Origin of the sequence: Vibrio harveyi (assembly GCF_030060435.1) — a bacterium.
Taxonomy (GTDB): Bacteria; Pseudomonadota; Gammaproteobacteria; order Enterobacterales; family Vibrionaceae; genus Vibrio; species Vibrio harveyi.
This window is the reverse complement of the sequence record NZ_CP125875.1, coordinates 1-21,336: the sequence shown is the minus strand read 5'-3', so window position 1 is coordinate 21,336 and position 21,336 is coordinate 1. Positions and strand designations below refer to the sequence as shown.

Genomic DNA, 21,336 nt, shown 5'->3' with positions numbered 1-21,336 from the left:
TTCAAAACAACACAATAACTATGGCAACTATACACGTCAGTGGAACTAAGCTTTCTCCAGGTAAAGTGCAAGTTCCTCTTAACCGCAAGTTTCTCATCGCGTTAGCAGCTCTCTTTCTGTTGGCGATGCACTTCTTTATGCCAAATCCGGGTGGCTCTGGACTAGCACTGTCTTTTAATGCGACCACGTGGATTGCGTTCAGCTTTGCACTTGGTATTGGTTGCTACCAACTTGCGACCAATCGTGTATTACGCTATTCCAAATTAACAATCGGTCTGTTGATCAGCTGTATCATCATGACGCTACCTATCTTCTACCCCAATGCGGATAGTGCGCTCGCAGCAAATAAACTGATTGGTCTGTGGTGCGGCATGTTGTTCTTCGTTGTACTGCAGCAGTTCCACTTCAGTAACAAGCATCGCCAGCGCTTGTTGTGGTTTATTGTCCTTGCCGTTGTTATCGAAGCAATTTTCGGTTTAACGCAATACCTTTACCTTAAACCAGGAAACGTATTTGGATACGACACGGTAGCTAACCGCCCTTATGGCATCTTCCAGCAACCAAATGTCATGGCGAGCTTCCTTGCAACTGGTTTAGTGATTGCCAGCTATCTACTCGCCAGACAGCCTTACAAATATTCTCGTAAACTCAGCGATATTTACCTGTTGTACGCCGTACCTGTACTGACACTGCCTCTTATCGTTGCCCTTGCCTCTCGTACTGGTTGGCTAGCATCCATCATTGCTATTTTGCTGGTGATTCCATACATGTATCGCTTTGCAACGCGTGCACGTTTTGTTCGATGGGTGATGGCGATGGCAACAGGTCTCGCGCTGTCGATTGTGGTGATGAATATTGCCTTCCCAGATGGAAACGGTCTTGCCAGTGAAAAGGTGAATATGGAGTCACCACGTGCTTACACCTTCCCACAAACATTGGACATGGTGATTGAGAAGCCATTCACTGGGTACGGTTACGGCAAGTTTGAGTCAGAATACATGCTATACACAGCGCGTCAGCATGCACTCAATGAAAGCTATCCTGCGGGCTTGCCATCGATGGATCACCCGCACAATGAATTGTTGTACTGGGCGGTAGAGGGCGGATTGTTGCCAATTCTGGGGATCTTTTTGGCAATGGCGTTAGTGCTATATCGCATCTACCAAGCCAAACGCGGTACTCGCTTAGCACTGCTGGCACTGTTTATTCCAATCGTGCTGCACTCGCAATTAGAATATCCCTTCTATCATTCATTGGTGCATTGGCTGATCTTTGTGATTCTGCTTTATTGGGTCGACCAACGAGTTTCTCGTTACCGCCAAGCACCGTTTAGCAAAGTAACCAAAAGTTTATTGCGAGTATGTAGCCTCGTCATTCCAGCAGTATTTACTTTCTATATGGTTAGCGCATTGCACACCAACTATGTCTTAACCAAGTTTGAAACAACGCGCCCGACCAACCCGGACATCTTAAATCAGGTGACAAATCCTGTGGTTTGGAAAGATCGTTTCGATTGGGATGTATACAGTACTTTCTTAAACATCGGCTTATATAAACAAGATCCAACCTTGATTCAGCCTTACATTGATTGGTCTCTGGAAATCATTAAAGACAAGCCACGCCCAGCGTTTTACAACAACTTGATACTGGCATATCAAGGGTTGGATGACACAAGCAAGGCAGAACAAATTCGCGCTGAGGCACAGTTCTTGTTCCCTAAAATTGATTTCAGTGGCGTCAACTATCAGCCACCTTCTCAAGCTATCTCACCAACACCAACGTCCAGCGCTGAGCAATAAATACAAAAAAGCGAAGGAATAACCTTCGCTTTTCTTTACCTCATTACCGAGGCGATTTACTCAGTCAGTGACTCTTCTAAAGCTCGCAAACACAAAGCAACATTTTCAGGTCGAGCACCATAGCCCATCAGTCCAATTCGCCATGCTTTACCAGCAAGTGCACCAAGACCTGCACCAATCTCTAGGTTGTAGGTTTCAAGTAAGTGATTGCGCACTTTTGCTTCATCAATTCCTTCAGGGACATAAATCGCATTCAATTGCGGTAGTCGATATTCTTCTTCTACCACGAATTCAAAACCTAGTTTTTGCAGACCCGCTTTAAGCTTCTCATGCATTAACTGGTGACGCGCCCATGCATTTTCTAAGCCTTCATTTTTAAGGATAAGTAGAGCTTCATGTAGCGCATACAAACTGTTCACCGGTGCAGTGTGGTGATAGCTGCGTTTGCCTTCTCCACTCCAGTAACCTAATACTAAGCTTTGATCCAAGAACCAGCTTTGAACCGGTGTCGTCCTGGATTGAATCTTCTCAATAGCAGCCGGAGAAAGAGTCACTGGCGATAAGCCGGGAACACAAGACAAACATTTTTGGCTGCCAGAATACACAGCATCTAACTGCCATTCATCGACTTTGAGAGGTACACCACCAAGCGAAGTCACGGCATCGACAATCGATAGCAGACCGTATTGCTTCGCAAGCTTACCCAAGACTTGAGCGTCACTCACCGCGCCCGTCGACGTTTCTGCATGAACAAAAGCAAGAATCTTCGCATCAGGGTGCTGCTTTAATGCTTCTTCAACTTTATCGACCGATACAGGCGTTCCCCACTCATCATCGACGACAACCGCTTCACCACCAGCACGAACCACGTTTTCACGCATACGCTCACCGAAAACACCATTGCGGCAGACGATGACTTTGTCGCCCTTTTCAATCAAGTTGACAAAGCACGTTTCCATACCTGCACTACCCGGCGCAGAGACTGCGATAGTAAATTCATTTTCCGTTTGGAAAGCGTATTTAAGCAGTTGTTTTAGTTCATCCATCATAGCAATGAAAAGTGGGTCTAGGTGACCAACCGTTGGACGGCTAAGCGCTTGTAAAACCTGAGGTGAAATATCAGATGGACCAGGTCCCATTAAAATACGATGTGGGGGAATAAAGCTTTGGATCGGCATGTCAGCTCCTTGATTGCAGTCATTCATCCTGAGCGTTATAAAAGTTCTATGTAAAATGCTGGCTCAGGCATCGGAGTTTTCACCCTAATAGATTTTTCCTCTATCGGCAATTAGCCCTAAGTATAGAGGTCAAACCACTGTCACAAATTCGTTAATAAAAACTTTCATAATGGTTGAGATATTGGTTGACAATGTGACAGCAAAACCGTTCAATGTTTAAGCTTTATGCAGAAGAGGAGCACTACCCAGGCAGGTGATTTGTGGAGCCGCAATTCCAATACCAATCACTCAGGGGGAGTAGTGCCGAGGTAAGTCAAAGTTGCAGGATTTGACTTGTCGGTTGACTTGGGTTGAGTCCCATCAACTGTCATCAGCGCCGTATGATGAAGAGCTTCTGAGGGTAAATTTTCAAATTACATTCTAACTACCTCTCTATTTGCTCTGTTCCTTTCCTCACCAAACATTGGATGTATTGGGCAACCAATTAATTGTTGTTATTTTTTCAGGAAGTCGTGGGAGAACGCAGTGAGCGCATTTAACGTAGCAAAATTCGGTGGAACCAGTGTTGCCAACTTTGAGGCAATGAGTCGTTGCTCCACTATCATAGAAAACAACCCAAATACTCGTCTTGTCGTCAGCAGCGCTTGCTCAGGTGTCACTAACTTATTGGTTGAGCTGGCAAATGGTGTTCAAGACCAAGAACATCGAGCAGAAGTACTTCAGAAACTAGCAGGTATCCACGAATCGATTCTGTCGCAGCTAGAAAACGCAACCGAAGCAGCAGCTGAGGTTTATTCGATTCTTGATACCGTCACGAGCTTGGCAGAGGCTGCTTCAATCCAAGCAAGCACCAAACTGACAGACCATTTAGTCGCTTGTGGTGAATTAATGTCGACTCATATCCTTGCACAACTAATGCGTGAGCGTGGTGTGAACGCAGTTCGTTTTGATATTCGCGACGTGCTAAAAACCGATGGTAATTTTGGTCGAGCTGAACCTAATGTCGAGACAATTTCGCAGCTAGCACAAGAAAAGTTAGTACCACTTTGCCAAGAATACGTGGTTATCACCCAAGGTTTTATTGGCTCAGATGAAGAAGGTAATACCACCACGCTTGGTCGTGGCGGCAGTGACTACAGTGCAGCACTCATTGCAGAAGGTGTGAAAGCAGCAGGTCTAGAGATTTGGACCGACGTACCGGGCATCTATACCACAGACCCACGTATCGCCTCAAAAGCAGCGCCAATCCCAGAGATCAGCTTTAGCGAAGCATCAGAGATGGCAAACTTCGGCGCAAAAATTCTACACCCTTCAACGCTAGTTCCGGCACTTCGTCACGACATCCCTGTATTCGTAGGCTCGTCTAAAGAACCGGAAAAAGGTGGTACATGGATCCGCCACCAAGTAGAGAGCTCACCTTTATTCCGAGCACTTGCTCTGCGCTGCAACCAAACCATGGTGACATTACGCAGTGCTAACATGTTCCACGCATACGGCTTCTTAGCCAAAGTATTTGAGATCCTAGCGAAGCACAAAATCTCTGTAGATCTGATCACCACATCTGAAATCAGTGTGTCACTCACTCTTGACCAAACAGACACGTCTGGCGGTGCTCCTCAGTTACCACAAGCCGCGCGTGAAGAGCTTGAAGAGCTATGTAAAGTAGAAGTAGAACACGACCTATGTCTCGTCGCTCTGATTGGTAACAACATGAGTGAAAGCAAAGGCTACGCGAAGCAAGTATTTGGCACGCTAGAAGACTTCAACCTACGTATGATCTGTTACGGAGCAAGTCCACATAACCTGTGCTTCCTTGTTCACGAGTCGGTATCTCGCCAAGCGATTCAAAAACTGCATACTGAATTGTTCGAGCAATAAAAACTCTTTCATCCACTAATAAGCAAGGGCTGCACATGGCAGCCCTTTTCGTTTCGATCTGGTTTGGTTAACCGTTAATGTTGGGACCTAACCATTTTTCCGCTTCGATCCTATCCCAGCCTTTGCGATCAGCATAGCTTTGCAGCTGATCCTCTTGGATCTGAGCGATCGCAAAGTAACGAGAGTCAGGGTGCGAGAAGTACCAACCCGAAACGGATGCACCTGGGTACATCGCATAGCTCGATGTCAGTGACATTCCAATGTTTTCTTCAACATTCATAAGCTCCCAAAGCGGTCCTTTCTCAGTATGCTCTGGACATGCTGGGTAGCCAGGAGCAGGACGAATACCTTGGTATTTCTCACGAATCAGGTCTTCATTCGACAGATCTTCATCCGCAGCGTAACCCCAAATATCCTTACGCACACGCTCATGTAGATACTCAGCAAATGCTTCCGCCAGACGGTCCGCTACCGCTTGAATCATGATGGCATTGTAATCATCACCCTGTGCTTTGTATTCGTCGGCAAGTTCACGCTCACCGATACCGCCGGTTACAGCAAAAGCACCAACCCAATCGTGCTTACCAGACTCTTTCGGTGCAACATAATCAGACAGACAGTAATTGAAGCCTTTCGGTTTCTCCGTTTGCTGACGCAAGTTATGCAGCACTTTCGCCACTTCAGTACGCGACTCGTCGGTGTAAACTTCGATATCATCACCCACGCTTGCAGCAGGGAATAGACCACACATACCTCGCGCTTTGAGTAACCCTTCACGCTCAACACGATCTAGTAGTTCGTTAGCATCTTTGTACAGGCGTTGAGCCTCTTCACCCACTTCTTCATGATCAAAGATTGTTGGATACTTGCCGACTAACGACCAAGTCATAAAGAAAGGCGTCCAGTCGATGTACTTACGCAAAGTAGACACTTCAAAGTCATCAAAGATATGAATGCCCGGCTTCACAGGAGCAGGAGGCGTGTACTTATCCCAATCAATCGCGACTTTGTTCGCTCGTGCTTCTTCTAGAGTAACAGGCTTGGTGTGCGGCTTCTTACGATTATGCTGATCACGTACGCGTTCATAGTCCACGTCCAGTTTCTCAACAAAGCCAGGACGAAGTTCGTCTGAAAGTAATGATGTACATACACCAACCGCACGAGAAGCGTTATTGACGTAAACCACAGGATGTTTGTAGTTCTGCTCAATCTTAACCGCCGTGTGCGCTTTCGATGTTGTTGCACCACCAATCAGAAGTGGAAGATCGAAATCAAGACGCTCCATTTCTTTGGCGACATGCACCATTTCATCAAGGGACGGAGTGATCAAACCAGAAAGACCAATGATGTCGACGTTTTCTTCTTTGGCTACCTTGAGGATCTTCTCACATGGCACCATTACGCCAAGGTCGATGATCTCGTAGTTATTACATTGCAGTACCACACCAACAATGTTCTTACCGATATCGTGCACATCACCTTTAACCGTAGCCAGTAAGATCTTACCGTTGGAAGAGCCCGCTTGTTTCTCTTTATTAATAAAAGGTTCTAAGTGCGCTACTGCCTGCTTCATAACACGCGCTGATTTCACTACCTGCGGAAGGAACATCTTACCTTCACCAAATAAGTCACCCACCACGTTCATACCGTCCATCAACGGACCTTCGATTACTTCCAGCGGTTTGGATGCATTAAGGCGAGCTTCTTCGGTATCTTCAACGATGAATTCAGTAATGCCTTTAACCAACGCATGCTCTAGACGTTTTTCTACCGCCCAAGTACGCCACTCTAGTGCAGACGCATCTTCTTCTTTACCAACGCCTTTACCTGCGTATTCTGCTGCAATATCTAGTAGTCGCTCAGTCGAATCATCACGACGGTTAAGAACCACATCTTCTACCGCCTCACGCAGCTTATCAGGAACGTTATCGTAAATTTCCAACTGACCCGCATTAACGATGCCCATGTCCATACCATTTTTAAAACAGTGGTATAGGAACACCGCGTGAATCGCTTCACGAACGTAGTTATTACCGCGGAATGAGAAGGAAACGTTAGACACACCACCAGAGATCATCGCGTGAGGTAAGTCGCGCTTGATGTCAGCAACCGCTTCGATGAAATCCACGGCATAGTTGTTGTGTTCTTCGATGCCCGTCGCAACCGCAAAGATGTTCGGGTCAAAGATGATGTCTTCTGGTGGGAAGCCGACTTCATCAACCAAGATACGATAAGCATTAGTACAGATTTCTAGCTTACGCTCACGTGTTTCTGCCTGACCAACTTCGTCAAACGCCATAACGATAACTGCAGCACCATAGCGACGGATCAGCTTTGCTTGCTCAACAAACTTCTCTTTACCTTCTTTCAAAGAGATGGAGTTTACGATGCCCTTGCCCTGAATACACTTCAGACCCGCCTCGATAACCTCCCATTTAGAAGAGTCGACCATGATAGGCACTTTAGAGATCTCAGGCTCAGATGCGCATAGGTTTAGGAAGCGAACCATACAGGCTTCTGCATCCAACATGCCTTCATCCATGTTGATGTCGATGATCTGAGCGCCGTTCTCAACTTGTTGTCGGGCGACCTCTAACGCTTCATCATAGAGTTCTTCTTTGATCAGACGTTTAAATCGAGCAGAACCAGTTACGTTAGTACGTTCACCCACGTTGATAAACAGCGTCTCTTTTTCAATAGTAAGAGGCTCAAGACCGGATAAACGACAAGCAACCGTAAGCTCAGGCAAATCACGAGGTTTCACATCTTCAACTGCCATTGCCATATGGCGAATATGCTCTGGCGTGGTACCACAACAACCACCAATTAGGTTAAGGAAACCACTCTCCGCCCATTCTCTAACGTGTTCCGCCATATCTTCTGGCGAAAGGTCATACTCACCAAAAGCATTCGGTAGACCCGCGTTTGGGTGAGTAGAAACAAAAGATTCAGAAATACGAGAAAGCTCTTCTACGTACGGGCGCAGTTCGTCAGGACCAAGCGCACAGTTCAAACCAAATGAAATAGGGTTAACATGACGAAGAGAGTTATAGAAGGCTTCCGTTGTTTGACCAGAAAGCGTACGTCCAGAAGCATCGGTAATGGTACCGGAGATCATAACTGGCAACTCGATGCCTAGTTCTTCGAAGACGCTATCAACCGCGAAGGCACAAGCTTTCGCGTTAAGTGTATCGAAGATAGTCTCGATCAGAATAAGGTCAGAGCCACCGTTGATCAGCGCTCGAGTTGATTCTGAATAAGCTTCAACAAGCTCATCGAAGCTGACGTTACGATAGCCCGGATCGTTTACATCAGGGGAGATAGAACAAGTACGGTTTGTTGGACCAAGCACACCCGCGACATAACGTGGGCGCTCTGGCGTTTTTGCCGTCCACTCATCAGCGGCTTCACGCGCAAGCTTTGCAGCGGCAAAGTTGATTTCCTCACTCAGGCTTTCCATCTCATAGTCAGCCATCGCAATCGTCGTCGCGTTAAAGGTGTTGGTTTCAAGAATATCAGCGCCTGCTTCTAAGTAAGCGCTGTGAATTTCCTTAATCAATTGAGGCTGAGTGAGCACCAACAAATCGTTGTTGCCTTTTAGATCACAATGCCAATCCGCAAAGCGCTCTCCTCGATAGTCTTGCTCTTCAAGTTTATATCCCTGAATCATGGTGCCCATACCACCATCGATCAGCAAGATACGTTGCTTTAATTGAGCTTCAATCTGTTGTCTTACATTACTTCCCACAGTACAGCCTCATTCCTTTAGTTATCTCTCCATCCTATCACACAAATTAAAGGAGTCTAGACGTCTAAAATGCGAATTACTGATTATTTTGTCTCCGTCGAGTTACAAAATAATCTCGAAAAAATGTTTGCTATTTAGTCAACATCGTCCGAGAATTCCATTCATAAAATGTTACAAATAGAGAGCTCTATGTCGGTCTATCATACTTTATGTTTTCTATCTGCAGCCGCAATGGTTATTGCCTTTGTAAACAGTAAGATAGGAAAGATGCAAACCACCATCGCAATCACTGCCGGTTCGATGATTCTTTCACTCCTCATTCTAATCGCAGGTCAAAATGATTGGTTTCATCTCACCGAGATAGCGACCGAAACGGTTACCAGCATTAACTTCGAGGACTTTCTTCTTAAAGGTATCCTCGGATTCCTACTTTTTGCCGGTGGTTTGGGTATAAAACTCCCTAACCTCAAAGACCAAAAATGGGAAATCACCGTACTCGCTTTAGGTGCAACACTCTTCTCAACCTTCTTTATTGGTTTTGTACTTTACGGCTTCTGCCAAGCTATCGGCATTCAATTCGACCTCGTCTACTGCCTGCTATTCGGTGCGCTTATCTCCCCAACCGACCCGATTGCAGTACTCGCCATTGTTAAAAAGCTTAATGCACCAAAACGAATCTCTACACAGATCGAAGGTGAATCTCTGTTTAACGACGGCTTTGGTCTGGTTATTTTCGTAACACTATTCACCATCGCCTTCGGTACTGAAGCTCCAACGGTAGGTAGTGTGACAATGCTATTCATTCAAGAAGCGATTGGTGGCATCGTTTACGGCTTCGTACTAGGTTTAATTTTCCATTACCTAATCAGCGCAACTGATGACCACTCAATGGAACTACTACTTACTATAGGTGTACCAACCGCTGGTTACGCATTTGCAGAATACCTTCACGTATCTGGACCACTTGCGATGGTGGTATCGGGCATCATGATCGGTAACTGGACGCGCTTCATTGGCTTCTCTAAAGAGAGTGAAGATCATCTAGACCACTTTTGGGAATTGGTCGATGAGTTCTTAAATGGCGTGCTATTCCTTCTTATTGGTATGTCGATGCTGCTGTTCGAATTCCACAAAGAAGACTGGATCATGATGGCAATTTCAGTACCACTAGTACTGGCTGCTCGCTATCTAAGCGTGTTCATTTCTTACATCGGATTTAAGCGCTATAGAAAATATAATCCTTGGTCTATTAAGATCTTAACTTGGGGTGGCTTGCGCGGCGGTCTTGCATTGGCAATGGCACTATCAATTCCCTCAGGCATCTTAGTAATTCCAGAGAAGTTGATTGATGTAAAAGAGATCATCATGGTAATGACTTACTCAGTAGTGGTGTTCTCAATCCTTATCCAAGGCTCAACCATTACACCAATGATTGAGAAAGCGAAACAAGCAGAGAAAAACATGGAAGCAGAAGTTTCATCGGAACCACAAGAAGCAAAAGCATCTCAAGAATAAGTACCACGATAATTCTTAGAATTAGGCAGCCAACTGGCTGCCTTTTTTATACTTTGTTCGCGACTAGACCTCTAGACAATACTCTATTCCCTAGCCCAGCACCTTTTATAGTTCGATCAACCAAATACAGCCAAAGTGGTAATGAATAGCTTCAACTTGAGAAAAATCTACAGGAATGCATAAAGATAGCTAGCAAAATCTATCAGATTCACTTTTGCAAACCTCGAGATCTTTACTAGCGAGGACAAGACGCTCTATGTGAGTGTGACGAAGTCCAAACATTAATGCTCAAGCAAATTTACGAGCCACTGAGCTCTAGTTGAAAAGTCAATGAGTATCTAAAAACAAAAGTTGTTCTGTCGAACCACATCGTTGTGTGGTGTTTTTCTGAATAACAGTAATTAAGGTAGGGACATCGGAAGAAATTGCAGGTTATCTGAAACTTTTGCGGGCTCGTTTTCTAGAAAGAGGGAATCGTACTCTAGAAATGACAAAACCCAGTCCGGAGGCTGGGTTTCTAAATAAGTGGCGGAGCGGTTGGACTTGCACTCAATTGGACTGCACACGAGCGGGACTCGTTGGTCGTAAACCAAAATAATAGCGCAAACGAAAAAGCCCTAGCATTTCTGCTAGGGCTTTGTCTGAATAAGTGGCGGAGCGGACGGGACTCGAACCCGCGACCCCCGGCGTGACAGGCCGGTATTCTAACCAACTGAACTACCGCTCCGCACTGGTTAGACCTAAAGTCTAAGTTTTTGTCTTCACTTTTTCATAAAAAGTGAAAATAAAATACAAGCCTGGCGATGTCCTACTCTCACATGGGGAAGCCCCACACTACCATCGGCGCTAATTCGTTTCACTTCTGAGTTCGGAATGGAAGTCAGGTGGGTCCAAATCGCTATGGTCGCCAAGCAAATTCTTTAATTCGGAAAACTGATTTTAAGTTCTACTTACACACATTCAATGTTCTTACATTGAGTCCATCAAAACCCCTTGGGTGTTGTATGGTTAAGCCTCACAGGCAATTAGTACAGGTTAGCTCAACGCCTCACAACGCTTACACACCCTGCCTATCAACGTTCTAGTCTCGAACAACCCTTTAGGATACTTAAAGTATCAGGGAAGACTCATCTCAGGGCTCGCTTCCCGCTTAGATGCTTTCAGCGGTTATCGATTCCGAACTTAGCTACCGGGCAATGCGTCTGGCGACACAACCCGAACACCAGAGGTTCGTCCACTCCGGTCCTCTCGTACTAGGAGCAGCCCCCTTCAATCTTCCAACGCCCACGGCAGATAGGGACCGAACTGTCTCACGACGTTCTAAACCCAGCTCGCGTACCACTTTAAATGGCGAACAGCCATACCCTTGGGACCGACTTCAGCCCCAGGATGTGATGAGCCGACATCGAGGTGCCAAACACCGCCGTCGATATGAACTCTTGGGCGGTATCAGCCTGTTATCCCCGGAGTACCTTTTATCCGTTGAGCGATGGCCCTTCCATTCAGAACCACCGGATCACTATGACCTGCTTTCGCACCTGCTCGAACCGTCATTCTCGCAGTCAAGCGGGCTTATGCCATTGCACTAACCTCACGATGTCCAACCGTGATTAGCCCACCTTCGTGCTCCTCCGTTACGCTTTGGGAGGAGACCGCCCCAGTCAAACTACCCACCAGGCACTGTCCGCAACCCCGATTAGGGGTCGACGTTAGAACATCAACACTACAAGGGTGGTATTTCAAGGACGGCTCCACACAATCTAGCGACCGTGCTTCAAAGCCTCCCACCTATCCTACACATGTAGGGTCAATGTTCAGTGCCAAGCTGTAGTAAAGGTTCACGGGGTCTTTCCGTCTAGCCGCGGGTACACTGCATCTTCACAGCGATTTCAATTTCACTGAGTCTCGGGTGGAGACAGCGTGGCCATCATTACGCCATTCGTGCAGGTCGGAACTTACCCGACAAGGAATTTCGCTACCTTAGGACCGTTATAGTTACGGCCGCCGTTTACCGGGGCTTCGATCAAGAGCTTCGACCGAAGTCTAACCCCATCAATTAACCTTCCGGCACCGGGCAGGCGTCACACCGTATACGTCATCTTACGATTTTGCACAGTGCTGTGTTTTTAATAAACAGTTGCAGCCACCTGGTATCTGCGACTCTCAATAGCTCCATCCGCAAGGGACTTCACCGTCGAGAGCGTACCTTCTCCCGAAGTTACGGTACCATTTTGCCTAGTTCCTTCACCCGAGTTCTCTCAAGCGCCTTGGTATTCTCTACCCGACCACCTGTGTCGGTTTGGGGTACGATTCCTTACAATCTGAAGCTTAGAGGCTTTTCCTGGAAGCATGGCATCAATGACTTCACTACCGTAGTAGCTCGACGTCGTGTCTCAGCCTTAAAAAGAGCCGGATTTACCTAACTCTTAAGCCTACGCACTTGAACCTGGACAACCGTCGCCAGGCCCACCTAGCCTTCTCCGTCCCCCCATCGCAATTGTAAGAAGTACGGGAATATTAACCCGTTTCCCATCGACTACGCCTTTCGGCCTCGCCTTAGGGGTCGACTTACCCTGCCCCGATTAACGTTGGACAGGAACCCTTGGTCTTCCGGCGAGGAGGTTTTTCACCCCCTTTATCGTTACTCATGTCAGCATTCGCACTTCTGATACGTCCAGCATGCGTTACCACACACCTTCAACCGCTTACAGAACGCTCCCCTACCCAATGTACTAAAGTACATTGCCGCAGCTTCGGTTTACTACTTAGCCCCGTTACATCTTCCGCGCAGGCCGACTCGACCAGTGAGCTATTACGCTTTCTTTAAATGATGGCTGCTTCTAAGCCAACATCCTGGCTGTCTGAGCCTTCCCACATCGTTTCCCACTTAGTAGTAATTTGGGACCTTAGCTGGCGGTCTGGGTTGTTTCCCTCTCCACGACGGACGTTAGCACCCGCCGTGTGTCTCCCGGATAGTACTTACTGGTATTCGGAGTTTGCAAAGGGTTGGTAAGTCGGGATGACCCCCTAGCCTTAACAGTGCTCTACCCCCAGTAGTATTCGTCCGAGGCGCTACCTAAATAGCTTTCGGGGAGAACCAGCTATCTCCAGGTTTGATTGGCCTTTCACCCCTAGCCACAAGTCATCCGCTAATTTTTCAACATTAGTCGGTTCGGTCCTCCAGTTGATGTTACTCAACCTTCAACCTGCCCATGGCTAGATCACCTGGTTTCGGGTCTATATCCAGAGACTGAACGCCCAGTTAAGACTCGGTTTCCCTACGGCTCCCCTAGATGGTTAACCTTGCCACTGAATATAAGTCGCTGACCCATTATACAAAAGGTACGCAGTCACACCACGAAGGTGCTCCTACTGCTTGTACGTACACGGTTTCAGGTTCTATTTCACTCCCCTCACAGGGGTTCTTTTCGCCTTTCCCTCACGGTACTGGTTCACTATCGGTCAGTCAGTAGTATTTAGCCTTGGAGGATGGTCCCCCCATATTCAGACAGGATATCACGTGTCCCGCCCTACTCGATTTCACTTTATATGCGTTGCCGGTTACGGGGCTATCACCCTGTATCGCACAACTTTCCAGAAGTTTCACCTGACGCATAAAAAGCTTAAGGGCTAGTCCAATTTCGCTCGCCGCTACTTTCGGAATCTCGGTTGATTTCTTTTCCTCGGGGTACTTAGATGTTTCAGTTCCCCCGGTTCGCCTCGCTGCGCTATGTATTCACGCAGCGATACTAGCTTATGCTAGTGGGTTTCCCCATTCGGAAATCCCAGACTCAAATGGTTTTTACTACCTAATCTGGGCTTATCGCAAGTTAATACGTCCTTCATCGCCTCTGACTGCCAAGGCATCCACCGTGTACGCTTAGTCACTTAACCATACAACCCGAAGGAGTTTCGAGTTGATGAACAAGTCACCAAAGTTGTCTGCAATTTTTATACATGATGCAGACTTGATTTTGCCGGACTCAAATTCCAAGAACACTTGAATGTGTTGTATTGGTGTTTGTCATAAAGACAAACATTGAGAACTTTACAAACAAACTTAAAAGTTTGTTTTGTCAGCTTTCCAAATTGTTAAAGAGCTAGATTTCTTTCGAAACCATTTTTAAAAGCACTCATCGAATGCGCTTAAAGATGGTGGAGCTAAGCAGGATCGAACTGCTGACCTCCTGCGTGCAAGGCAGGCGCTCTCCCAGCTGAGCTATAGCCCCATCAAGGTGTCGATACTGTATGCCAATTCCTTGGGAAGGGAATTGGTGGGTCTGAGTGGACTCGAACCACCGACCTCTCGCTTATCAGGCGAACGCTCTAACCACCTGAGCTACAGACCCAGTATCGTCTCTTTTTTATAAACCGTATCAATCTGTGTGGACACTCATCGTGAGTAATCATCGTATAAGGAGGTGATCCAGCGCCAGGTTCCCCTAGCGCTACCTTGTTACGACTTCACCCCAGTCATGAACCACAAAGTGGTAAGCGTCCTCCCGAAGGTTAAACTACCTACTTCTTTTGCAGCCCACTCCCATGGTGTGACGGGCGGTGTGTACAAGGCCCGGGAACGTATTCACCGTGGCATTCTGATCCACGATTACTAGCGATTCCGACTTCACGGAGTCGAGTTGCAGACTCCGATCCGGACTACGACGCACTTTTTGGGATTCGCTCACTCTCGCAAGTTGGCCGCCCTCTGTATGCGCCATTGTAGCACGTGTGTAGCCCTACTCGTAAGGGCCATGATGACTTGACGTCGTCCCCACCTTCCTCCGGTTTATCACCGGCAGTCTCCCTGGAGTTCCCACCCGAAGTGCTGGCAAACAAGGATAAGGGTTGCGCTCGTTGCGGGACTTAACCCAACATTTCACAACACGAGCTGACGACAGCCATGCAGCACCTGTCTCAGAGTTCCCGAAGGCACCAATCCATCTCTGGAAAGTTCTCTGGATGTCAAGAGTAGGTAAGGTTCTTCGCGTTGCATCGAATTAAACCACATGCTCCACCGCTTGTGCGGGCCCCCGTCAATTCATTTGAGTTTTAATCTTGCGACCGTACTCCCCAGGCGGTCTACTTAACGCGTTAGCTCCGAAAGCCACGGCTCAAGGCCACAACCTCCAAGTAGACATCGTTTACGGCGTGGACTACCAGGGTATCTAATCCTGTTTGCTCCCCACGCTTTCGCATCTGAGTGTCAGTATCTGTCCAGGGGGCCGCCTTCGCCACCGGTATTCCTTCAGATCTCTACGCATTTCACCGCTACACCTGAAATTCTACCCCCCTCTACAGTACTCTAGTCTGCCAGTTTCAAATGCTATTCCGAGGTTGAGCCCCGGGCTTTCACATCTGACTTAACAAACCACCTGCATGCGCTTTACGCCCAGTAATTCCGATTAACGCTCGCACCCTCCGTATTACCGCGGCTGCTGGCACGGAGTTAGCCGGTGCTTCTTCTGTCGCTAACGTCAAATAATGCAGCTATTAACTACACTACCTTCCTCACGACTGAAAGTGCTTTACAACCCGAAGGCCTTCTTCACACACGCGGCATGGCTGCATCAGGCTTGCGCCCATTGTGCAATATTCCCCACTGCTGCCTCCCGTAGGAGTCTGGACCGTGTCTCAGTTCCAGTGTGGCTGATCATCCTCTCAGACCAGCTAGGGATCGTCGCCTTGGTGAGCCATTACCTCACCAACTAGCTAATCCCACCTAGGCATATCCTGACGCGAGAGGCCCGAAGGTCCCCCTCTTTGACCCGTAGGTATTATGCGGTATTAGCCATCGTTTCCAATGGTTATCCCCCACATCAGGGCAATTTCCTAGGCATTACTCACCCGTCCGCCGCTCGACGCCGTTATCGTTCCCCGAAGGTTCAGATAACTCGTTTCCGCTCGACTTGCATGTGTTAGGCCTGCCGCCAGCGTTCAATCTGAGCCATGATCAAACTCTTCAATTTAAGATTTTGTTCGGCTCAATGAATACTGAACATTACATAAGTAATGTTTGAATTGACTGTGCTGAATCTTTCGATTCAATGGTCACTTCGTTTCATTGAAACCTAATTTGATACCGAAGTATCTAATTGGATTATCATCAACGAGTGCCCACACAGATTGATAGGTCTATATTGTTAAAGAGCTTGGCTTTCAGTGCCTTAGCACTTAAGCGAGGTGCGTATAATACGCTTTCCACTTTGAAAGTCAACATAAAACTCTAAATTTATTTAGAACTTTATGGTGACTCGTCTGTATTCAGACAAGTCGGAAATAAAGCCTGGCGATGTCCTACTCTCACATGGGGAAGCCCCACACTACCATCGGCGCTAATTCGTTTCACTTCTGAGTTCGGAATGGAAATCAGGTGGGTCCAAATCGCTATGGTCGCCAAGCAAATTCTTTAATCTGGAAAACTGATTTTAAGTTCTACTTACACACATTCAATGTTCTTACATCGAGTCCATCAAAACCCCTTGGGTGTTGTATGGTTAAGCCTCACGGGCAATTAGTACAGGTTAGCTCAACGCCTCACAACGCTTACACACCCTGCCTATCAACGTTCTAGTCTCGAACAACCCTTTAGGATACTTAAAGTATCAGGGAAGACTCATCTCAGGGCTCGCTTCCCGCTTAGATGCTTTCAGCGGTTATCGATTCCGAACTTAGCTACCGGGCAATGCGTCTGGCGACACAACCCGAACACCAGAGGTTCGTCCACTCCGGTCCTCTCGTACTAGGAGCAGCCCCCTTCAATCTTCCAACGCCCACGGCAGATAGGGACCGAACTGTCTCACGACGTTCTAAACCCAGCTCGCGTACCACTTTAAATGGCGAACAGCCATACCCTTGGGACCGACTTCAGCCCCAGGATGTGATGAGCCGACATCGAGGTGCCAAACACCGCCGTCGATATGAACTCTTGGGCGGTATCAGCCTGTTATCCCCGGAGTACCTTTTATCCGTTGAGCGATGGCCCTTCCATTCAGAACCACCGGATCACTATGACCTGCTTTCGCACCTGCTCGAACCGTCATTCTCGCAGTCAAGCGGGCTTATGCCATTGCACTAACCTCACGATGTCCAACCGTGATTAGCCCACCTTCGTGCTCCTCCGTTACGCTTTGGGAGGAGACCGCCCCAGTCAAACTACCCACCAGGCACTGTCCGCAACCCCGATTAGGGGTCGACGTTAGAACATCAACACTACAAGGGTGGTATTTCAAGGACGGCTCCACACAATCTAGCGACCGTGCTTCAAAGCCTCCCACCTATCCTACACATGTAGGGTCAATGTTCAGTGCCAAGCTGTAGTAAAGGTTCACGGGGTCTTTCCGTCTAGCCGCGGGTACACTGCATCTTCACAGCGATTTCAATTTCACTGAGTCTCGGGTGGAGACAGCGTGGCCATCATTACGCCATTCGTGCAGGTCGGAACTTACCCGACAAGGAATTTCGCTACCTTAGGACCGTTATAGTTACGGCCGCCGTTTACCGGGGCTTCGATCAAGAGCTTCGACCGAAGTCTAACCCCATCAATTAACCTTCCGGCACCGGGCAGGCGTCACACCGTATACGTCATCTTACGATTTTGCACAGTGCTGTGTTTTTAATAAACAGTTGCAGCCACCTGGTATCTGCGACTCTCAATAGCTCCATCCGCAAGGGACTTCACCGTCGAGAGCGTACCTTCTCCCGAAGTTACGGTACCATTTTGCCTAGTTCCTTCACCCGAGTTCTCTCAAGCGCCTTGGTATTCTCTACCCGACCACCTGTGTCGGTTTGGGGTACGATTCCTTACAATCTGAAGCTTAGAGGCTTTTCCTGGAAGCATGGCATCAATGACTTCACTACCGTAGTAGCTCGACGTCGTGTCTCAGCCTTAAAAAGAGCCGGATTTACCTAACTCTTAAGCCTACGCACTTGAACCTGGACAACCGTCGCCAGGCCCACCTAGCCTTCTCCGTCCCCCCATCGCAATTGTAAGAAGTACGGGAATATTAACCCGTTTCCCATCGACTACGCCTTTCGGCCTCGCCTTAGGGGTCGACTTACCCTGCCCCGATTAACGTTGGACAGGAACCCTTGGTCTTCCGGCGAGGAGGTTTTTCACCCCCTTTATCGTTACTCATGTCAGCATTCGCACTTCTGATACGTCCAGCATGCGTTACCACACACCTTCAACCGCTTACAGAACGCTCCCCTACCCAATGTACTAAAGTACATTGCCGCAGCTTCGGTTTACTACTTAGCCCCGTTACATCTTCCGCGCAGGCCGACTCGACCAGTGAGCTATTACGCTTTCTTTAAATGATGGCTGCTTCTAAGCCAACATCCTGGCTGTCTGAGCCTTCCCACATCGTTTCCCACTTAGTAGTAATTTGGGACCTTAGCTGGCGGTCTGGGTTGTTTCCCTCTCCACGACGGACGTTAGCACCCGCCGTGTGTCTCCCGGATAGTACTTACTGGTATTCGGAGTTTGCAAAGGGTTGGTAAGTCGGGATGACCCCCTAGCCTTAACAGTGCTCTACCCCCAGTAGTATTCGTCCGAGGCGCTACCTAAATAGCTTTCGGGGAGAACCAGCTATCTCCAGGTTTGATTGGCCTTTCACCCCTAGCCACAAGTCATCCGCTAATTTTTCAACATTAGTCGGTTCGGTCCTCCAGTTGATGTTACTCAACCTTCAACCTGCCCATGGCTAGATCACCTGGTTTCGGGTCTATATCCAGAGACTGAACGCCCAGTTAAGACTCGGTTTCCCTACGGCTCCCCTAGATGGTTAACCTTGCCACTGAATATAAGTCGCTGACCCATTATACAAAAGGTACGCAGTCACACCACGAAGGTGCTCCTACTGCTTGTACGTACACGGTTTCAGGTTCTATTTCACTCCCCTCACAGGGGTTCTTTTCGCCTTTCCCTCACGGTACTGGTTCACTATCGGTCAGTCAGTAGTATTTAGCCTTGGAGGATGGTCCCCCCATATTCAGACAGGATATCACGTGTCCCGCCCTACTCGATTTCACTTTAAATGCGTTGCCGGTTACGGGGCTATCACCCTGTATCGCACAACTTTCCAGAAGTTTCACCTGACGCATAAAAAGCTTAAGGGCTAGTCCAATTTCGCTCGCCGCTACTTTCGGAATCTCGGTTGATTTCTTTTCCTCGGGGTACTTAGATGTTTCAGTTCCCCCGGTTCGCCTCGCTGCGCTATGTATTCACGCAGCGATACTAGCTTATGCTAGTGGGTTTCCCCATTCGGAAATCCCAGATTCAAATGGTTTTTACTACCTAATCTGGGCTTATCGCAAGTTAATACGTCCTTCATCGCCTCTGACTGCCAAGGCATCCACCGTGTACGCTTAGTCACTTAACCATACAACCCGAAGGAGTTTCGAGTTGATGAACAAGTCACCAAAGTTGTCTGCAATTTTTATACATGATGCAGACTCGATTTTGCCGGACTCAAATTCCAAGAACACTTGAATGTGTTGTATTGGTGTTTGTCATAAAGACAAACATTGAGAACTTTACAAACAAACTTAAAAGTTTGTTTTGTCAGCTTTCCAAATTGTTAAAGAGCTATGTTAGCTACAAGCTTGCGCTTGTGAACTATCAATCTGTGTGGACACTCATCGTGAGTAATCATCGTATAAGGAGGTGATCCAGCGCCAGGTTCCCCTAGCGCTACCTTGTTACGACTTCACCCCAGTCATGAACCACAAAGTGGTAAGCGTCCTCCCGAAGGTTAAACTACCTACTTCTTTTGCAGCCCACTCCCATGGTGTGACGGGCGGTGTGTACAAGGCCCGGGAACGTATTCACCGTGGCATTCTGATCCACGATTACTAGCGATTCCGACTTCACGGAGTCGAGTTGCAGACTCCGATCCGGACTACGACGCACTTTTTGGGATTCGCTCACTCTCGCAAGTTGGCCGCCCTCTGTATGCGCCATTGTAGCACGTGTGTAGCCCTACTCGTAAGGGCCATGATGACTTGACGTCGTCCCCACCTTCCTCCGGTTTATCACCGGCAGTCTCCCTGGAGTTCCCACCCGAAGTGCTGGCAAACAAGGATAAGGGTTGCGCTCGTTGCGGGACTTAACCCAACATTTCACAACACGAGCTGACGACAGCCATGCAGCACCTGTCTCAGAGTTCCCGAAGGCACCAATCCATCTCTGGAAAGTTCTCTGGATGTCAAGAGTAGGTAAGGTTCTTCGCGTTGCATCGAATTAAACCACATGCTCCACCGCTTGTGCGGGCCCCCGTCAATTCATTTGAGTTTTAATCTTGCGACCGTACTCCCCAGGCGGTCTACTTAACGCGTTAGCTCCGAAAGCCACGGCTCAAGGCCACAACCTCCAAGTAGACATCGTTTACGGCGTGGACTACCAGGGTATCTAATCCTGTTTGCTCCCCACGCTTTCGCATCTGAGTGTCAGTATCTGTCCAGGGGGCCGCCTTCGCCACCGGTATTCCTTCAGATCTCTACGCATTTCACCGCTACACCTGAAATTCTACCCCCCTCTACAGTACTCTAGTCTGCCAGTTTCAAATGCTATTCCGAGGTTGAGCCCCGGGCTTTCACATCTGACTTAACAAACCACCTGCATGCGCTTTACGCCCAGTAATTCCGATTAACGCTCGCACCCTCCGTATTACCGCGGCTGCTGGCACGGAGTTAGCCGGTGCTTCTTCTGTCGCTAACGTCAAATAATGCAGCTATTAACTACACTACCTTCCTCACGACTGAAAGTGCTTTACAACCCGAAGGCCTTCTTCACACACGCGGCATGGCTGCATCAGGCTTGCGCCCATTGTGCAATATTCCCCACTGCTGCCTCCCGTAGGAGTCTGGACCGTGTCTCAGTTCCAGTGTGGCTGATCATCCTCTCAGACCAGCTAGGGATCGTCGCCTTGGTGAGCCATTACCTCACCAACTAGCTAATCCCACCTAGGCATATCCTGACGCGAGAGGCCCGAAGGTCCCCCTCTTTGACCCGAAGGTATTATGCGGTATTAGCCATCGTTTCCAATGGTTATCCCCCACATCAGGGCAATTTCCTAGGCATTACTCACCCGTCCGCCGCTCGACGCCGTTATCGTTCCCCGAAGGTTCAGATAACTCGTTTCCGCTCGACTTGCATGTGTTAGGCCTGCCGCCAGCGTTCAATCTGAGCCATGATCAAACTCTTCAATTTAAGATTTTG

Annotated in this window: 5 protein-coding genes, 3 tRNA genes, 6 rRNA genes and 1 riboswitch; of the genes, 3 read left to right on the top strand and 11 right to left on the bottom strand. The window is 48.1% G+C overall.

Going from position 1 to position 21,336, the window contains the following annotated elements:
* Positions 1 to 20: 20 nt before the first annotated feature.
* A complete protein-coding gene (locus tag QMY49_RS00070; protein WP_283312371.1) occupies positions 21 to 1,799 on the top strand; it encodes a PglL family O-oligosaccharyltransferase in 1,779 nt (592 codons plus the stop codon).
* Between the two features lie 56 nt (positions 1,800 to 1,855).
* Here the strand turns inward: QMY49_RS00070 and QMY49_RS00065 are convergent, their stop codons facing one another.
* Entirely contained in the window at positions 1,856 to 2,977 is a 1,122-nt protein-coding gene (locus tag QMY49_RS00065) for a pyridoxal-phosphate-dependent aminotransferase family protein (protein ID WP_029789691.1), read from the bottom strand.
* 223 nt (positions 2,978 to 3,200) lie between these two features.
* Positions 3,201 to 3,379, top strand: a riboswitch (Lysine riboswitch).
* Positions 3,380 to 3,502: 123 nt separating this feature from the next.
* Between QMY49_RS00065 and lysC the strand changes: the two genes are divergently transcribed.
* The gene (gene lysC / locus QMY49_RS00060) at positions 3,503 to 4,855 is read left to right on the top strand and encodes a lysine-sensitive aspartokinase 3 (protein WP_005444309.1); all 1,353 of its coding nucleotides are present in this window, start codon (positions 3,503 to 3,505) and stop codon (positions 4,853 to 4,855) included.
* Positions 4,856 to 4,922: 67 nt separating this feature from the next.
* Here lysC and metH read toward each other — a convergent pair whose 3' ends face one another.
* Positions 4,923 to 8,603 carry a methionine synthase gene (gene metH, locus QMY49_RS00055; protein WP_283312368.1) on the bottom strand — a complete coding sequence of 1,227 codons (3,681 nt, stop codon included), beginning with the start codon at positions 8,601 to 8,603 and terminating at the stop codon, positions 4,923 to 4,925.
* Positions 8,604 to 8,792: 189 nt separating this feature from the next.
* Here metH and QMY49_RS00050 point away from each other — a divergent pair, with 189 nt between their 5' ends.
* Complete coding sequence (locus QMY49_RS00050; protein WP_009698830.1) at positions 8,793 to 10,118, top strand: cation:proton antiporter; 1,326 nt, start codon at positions 8,793 to 8,795, stop codon at positions 10,116 to 10,118.
* Positions 10,119 to 10,768: 650 nt separating this feature from the next.
* Here QMY49_RS00050 and QMY49_RS00045 read toward each other — a convergent pair.
* The 9 genes from QMY49_RS00045 to QMY49_RS00005 all read right to left on the bottom strand — a co-directional run bounded on the left by QMY49_RS00045 (position 10,769) and on the right by QMY49_RS00005 (position 21,327).
* Positions 10,769 to 10,845, bottom strand: a tRNA-Asp gene (locus tag QMY49_RS00045).
* A 68-nt stretch (positions 10,846 to 10,913) separates the two neighbouring features.
* Positions 10,914 to 11,030: ribosomal RNA gene (rrf, locus tag QMY49_RS00040) — 5S ribosomal RNA — on the bottom strand.
* A gap of 92 nt (positions 11,031 to 11,122) precedes the next feature.
* Positions 11,123 to 14,012: ribosomal RNA gene (locus tag QMY49_RS00035) — 23S ribosomal RNA — on the bottom strand.
* A 259-nt stretch (positions 14,013 to 14,271) separates the two neighbouring features.
* Positions 14,272 to 14,347 (bottom strand) — tRNA-Ala (locus QMY49_RS00030).
* A gap of 43 nt (positions 14,348 to 14,390) precedes the next feature.
* Positions 14,391 to 14,467 (bottom strand) — tRNA-Ile (locus QMY49_RS00025).
* 65 nt (positions 14,468 to 14,532) lie between these two features.
* Positions 14,533 to 16,084, bottom strand: a 16S ribosomal RNA gene (locus QMY49_RS00020).
* Positions 16,085 to 16,399: 315 nt separating this feature from the next.
* Positions 16,400 to 16,516: ribosomal RNA gene (rrf, locus tag QMY49_RS00015) — 5S ribosomal RNA — on the bottom strand.
* A 92-nt stretch (positions 16,517 to 16,608) separates the two neighbouring features.
* Positions 16,609 to 19,498: ribosomal RNA gene (locus QMY49_RS00010) — 23S ribosomal RNA — on the bottom strand.
* Positions 19,499 to 19,775: 277 nt separating this feature from the next.
* A 16S ribosomal RNA gene (locus QMY49_RS00005) occupies positions 19,776 to 21,327 on the bottom strand.
* The 16S, 23S and 5S rRNA genes sit together here with 3 tRNA genes alongside, the layout of an rRNA operon.
* Positions 21,328 to 21,336 lie beyond the last annotated feature (9 nt).

Excerpts from the sequence above, each read along its gene's own strand:
- QMY49_RS00065 (WP_029789691.1), bottom strand. The coding sequence starts at position 2,977 with ATGCCGATCCAAAGCTTTATTCCCCCACATCGTATTTTAATGGGACCT.
- QMY49_RS00070 (WP_283312371.1), top strand. The coding sequence starts at position 21 with ATGGCAACTATACACGTCAGTGGAACTAAGCTTTCTCCAGGTAAAGTG.
- QMY49_RS00050 (WP_009698830.1), top strand. The coding sequence starts at position 8,793 with ATGTCGGTCTATCATACTTTATGTTTTCTATCTGCAGCCGCAATGGTT.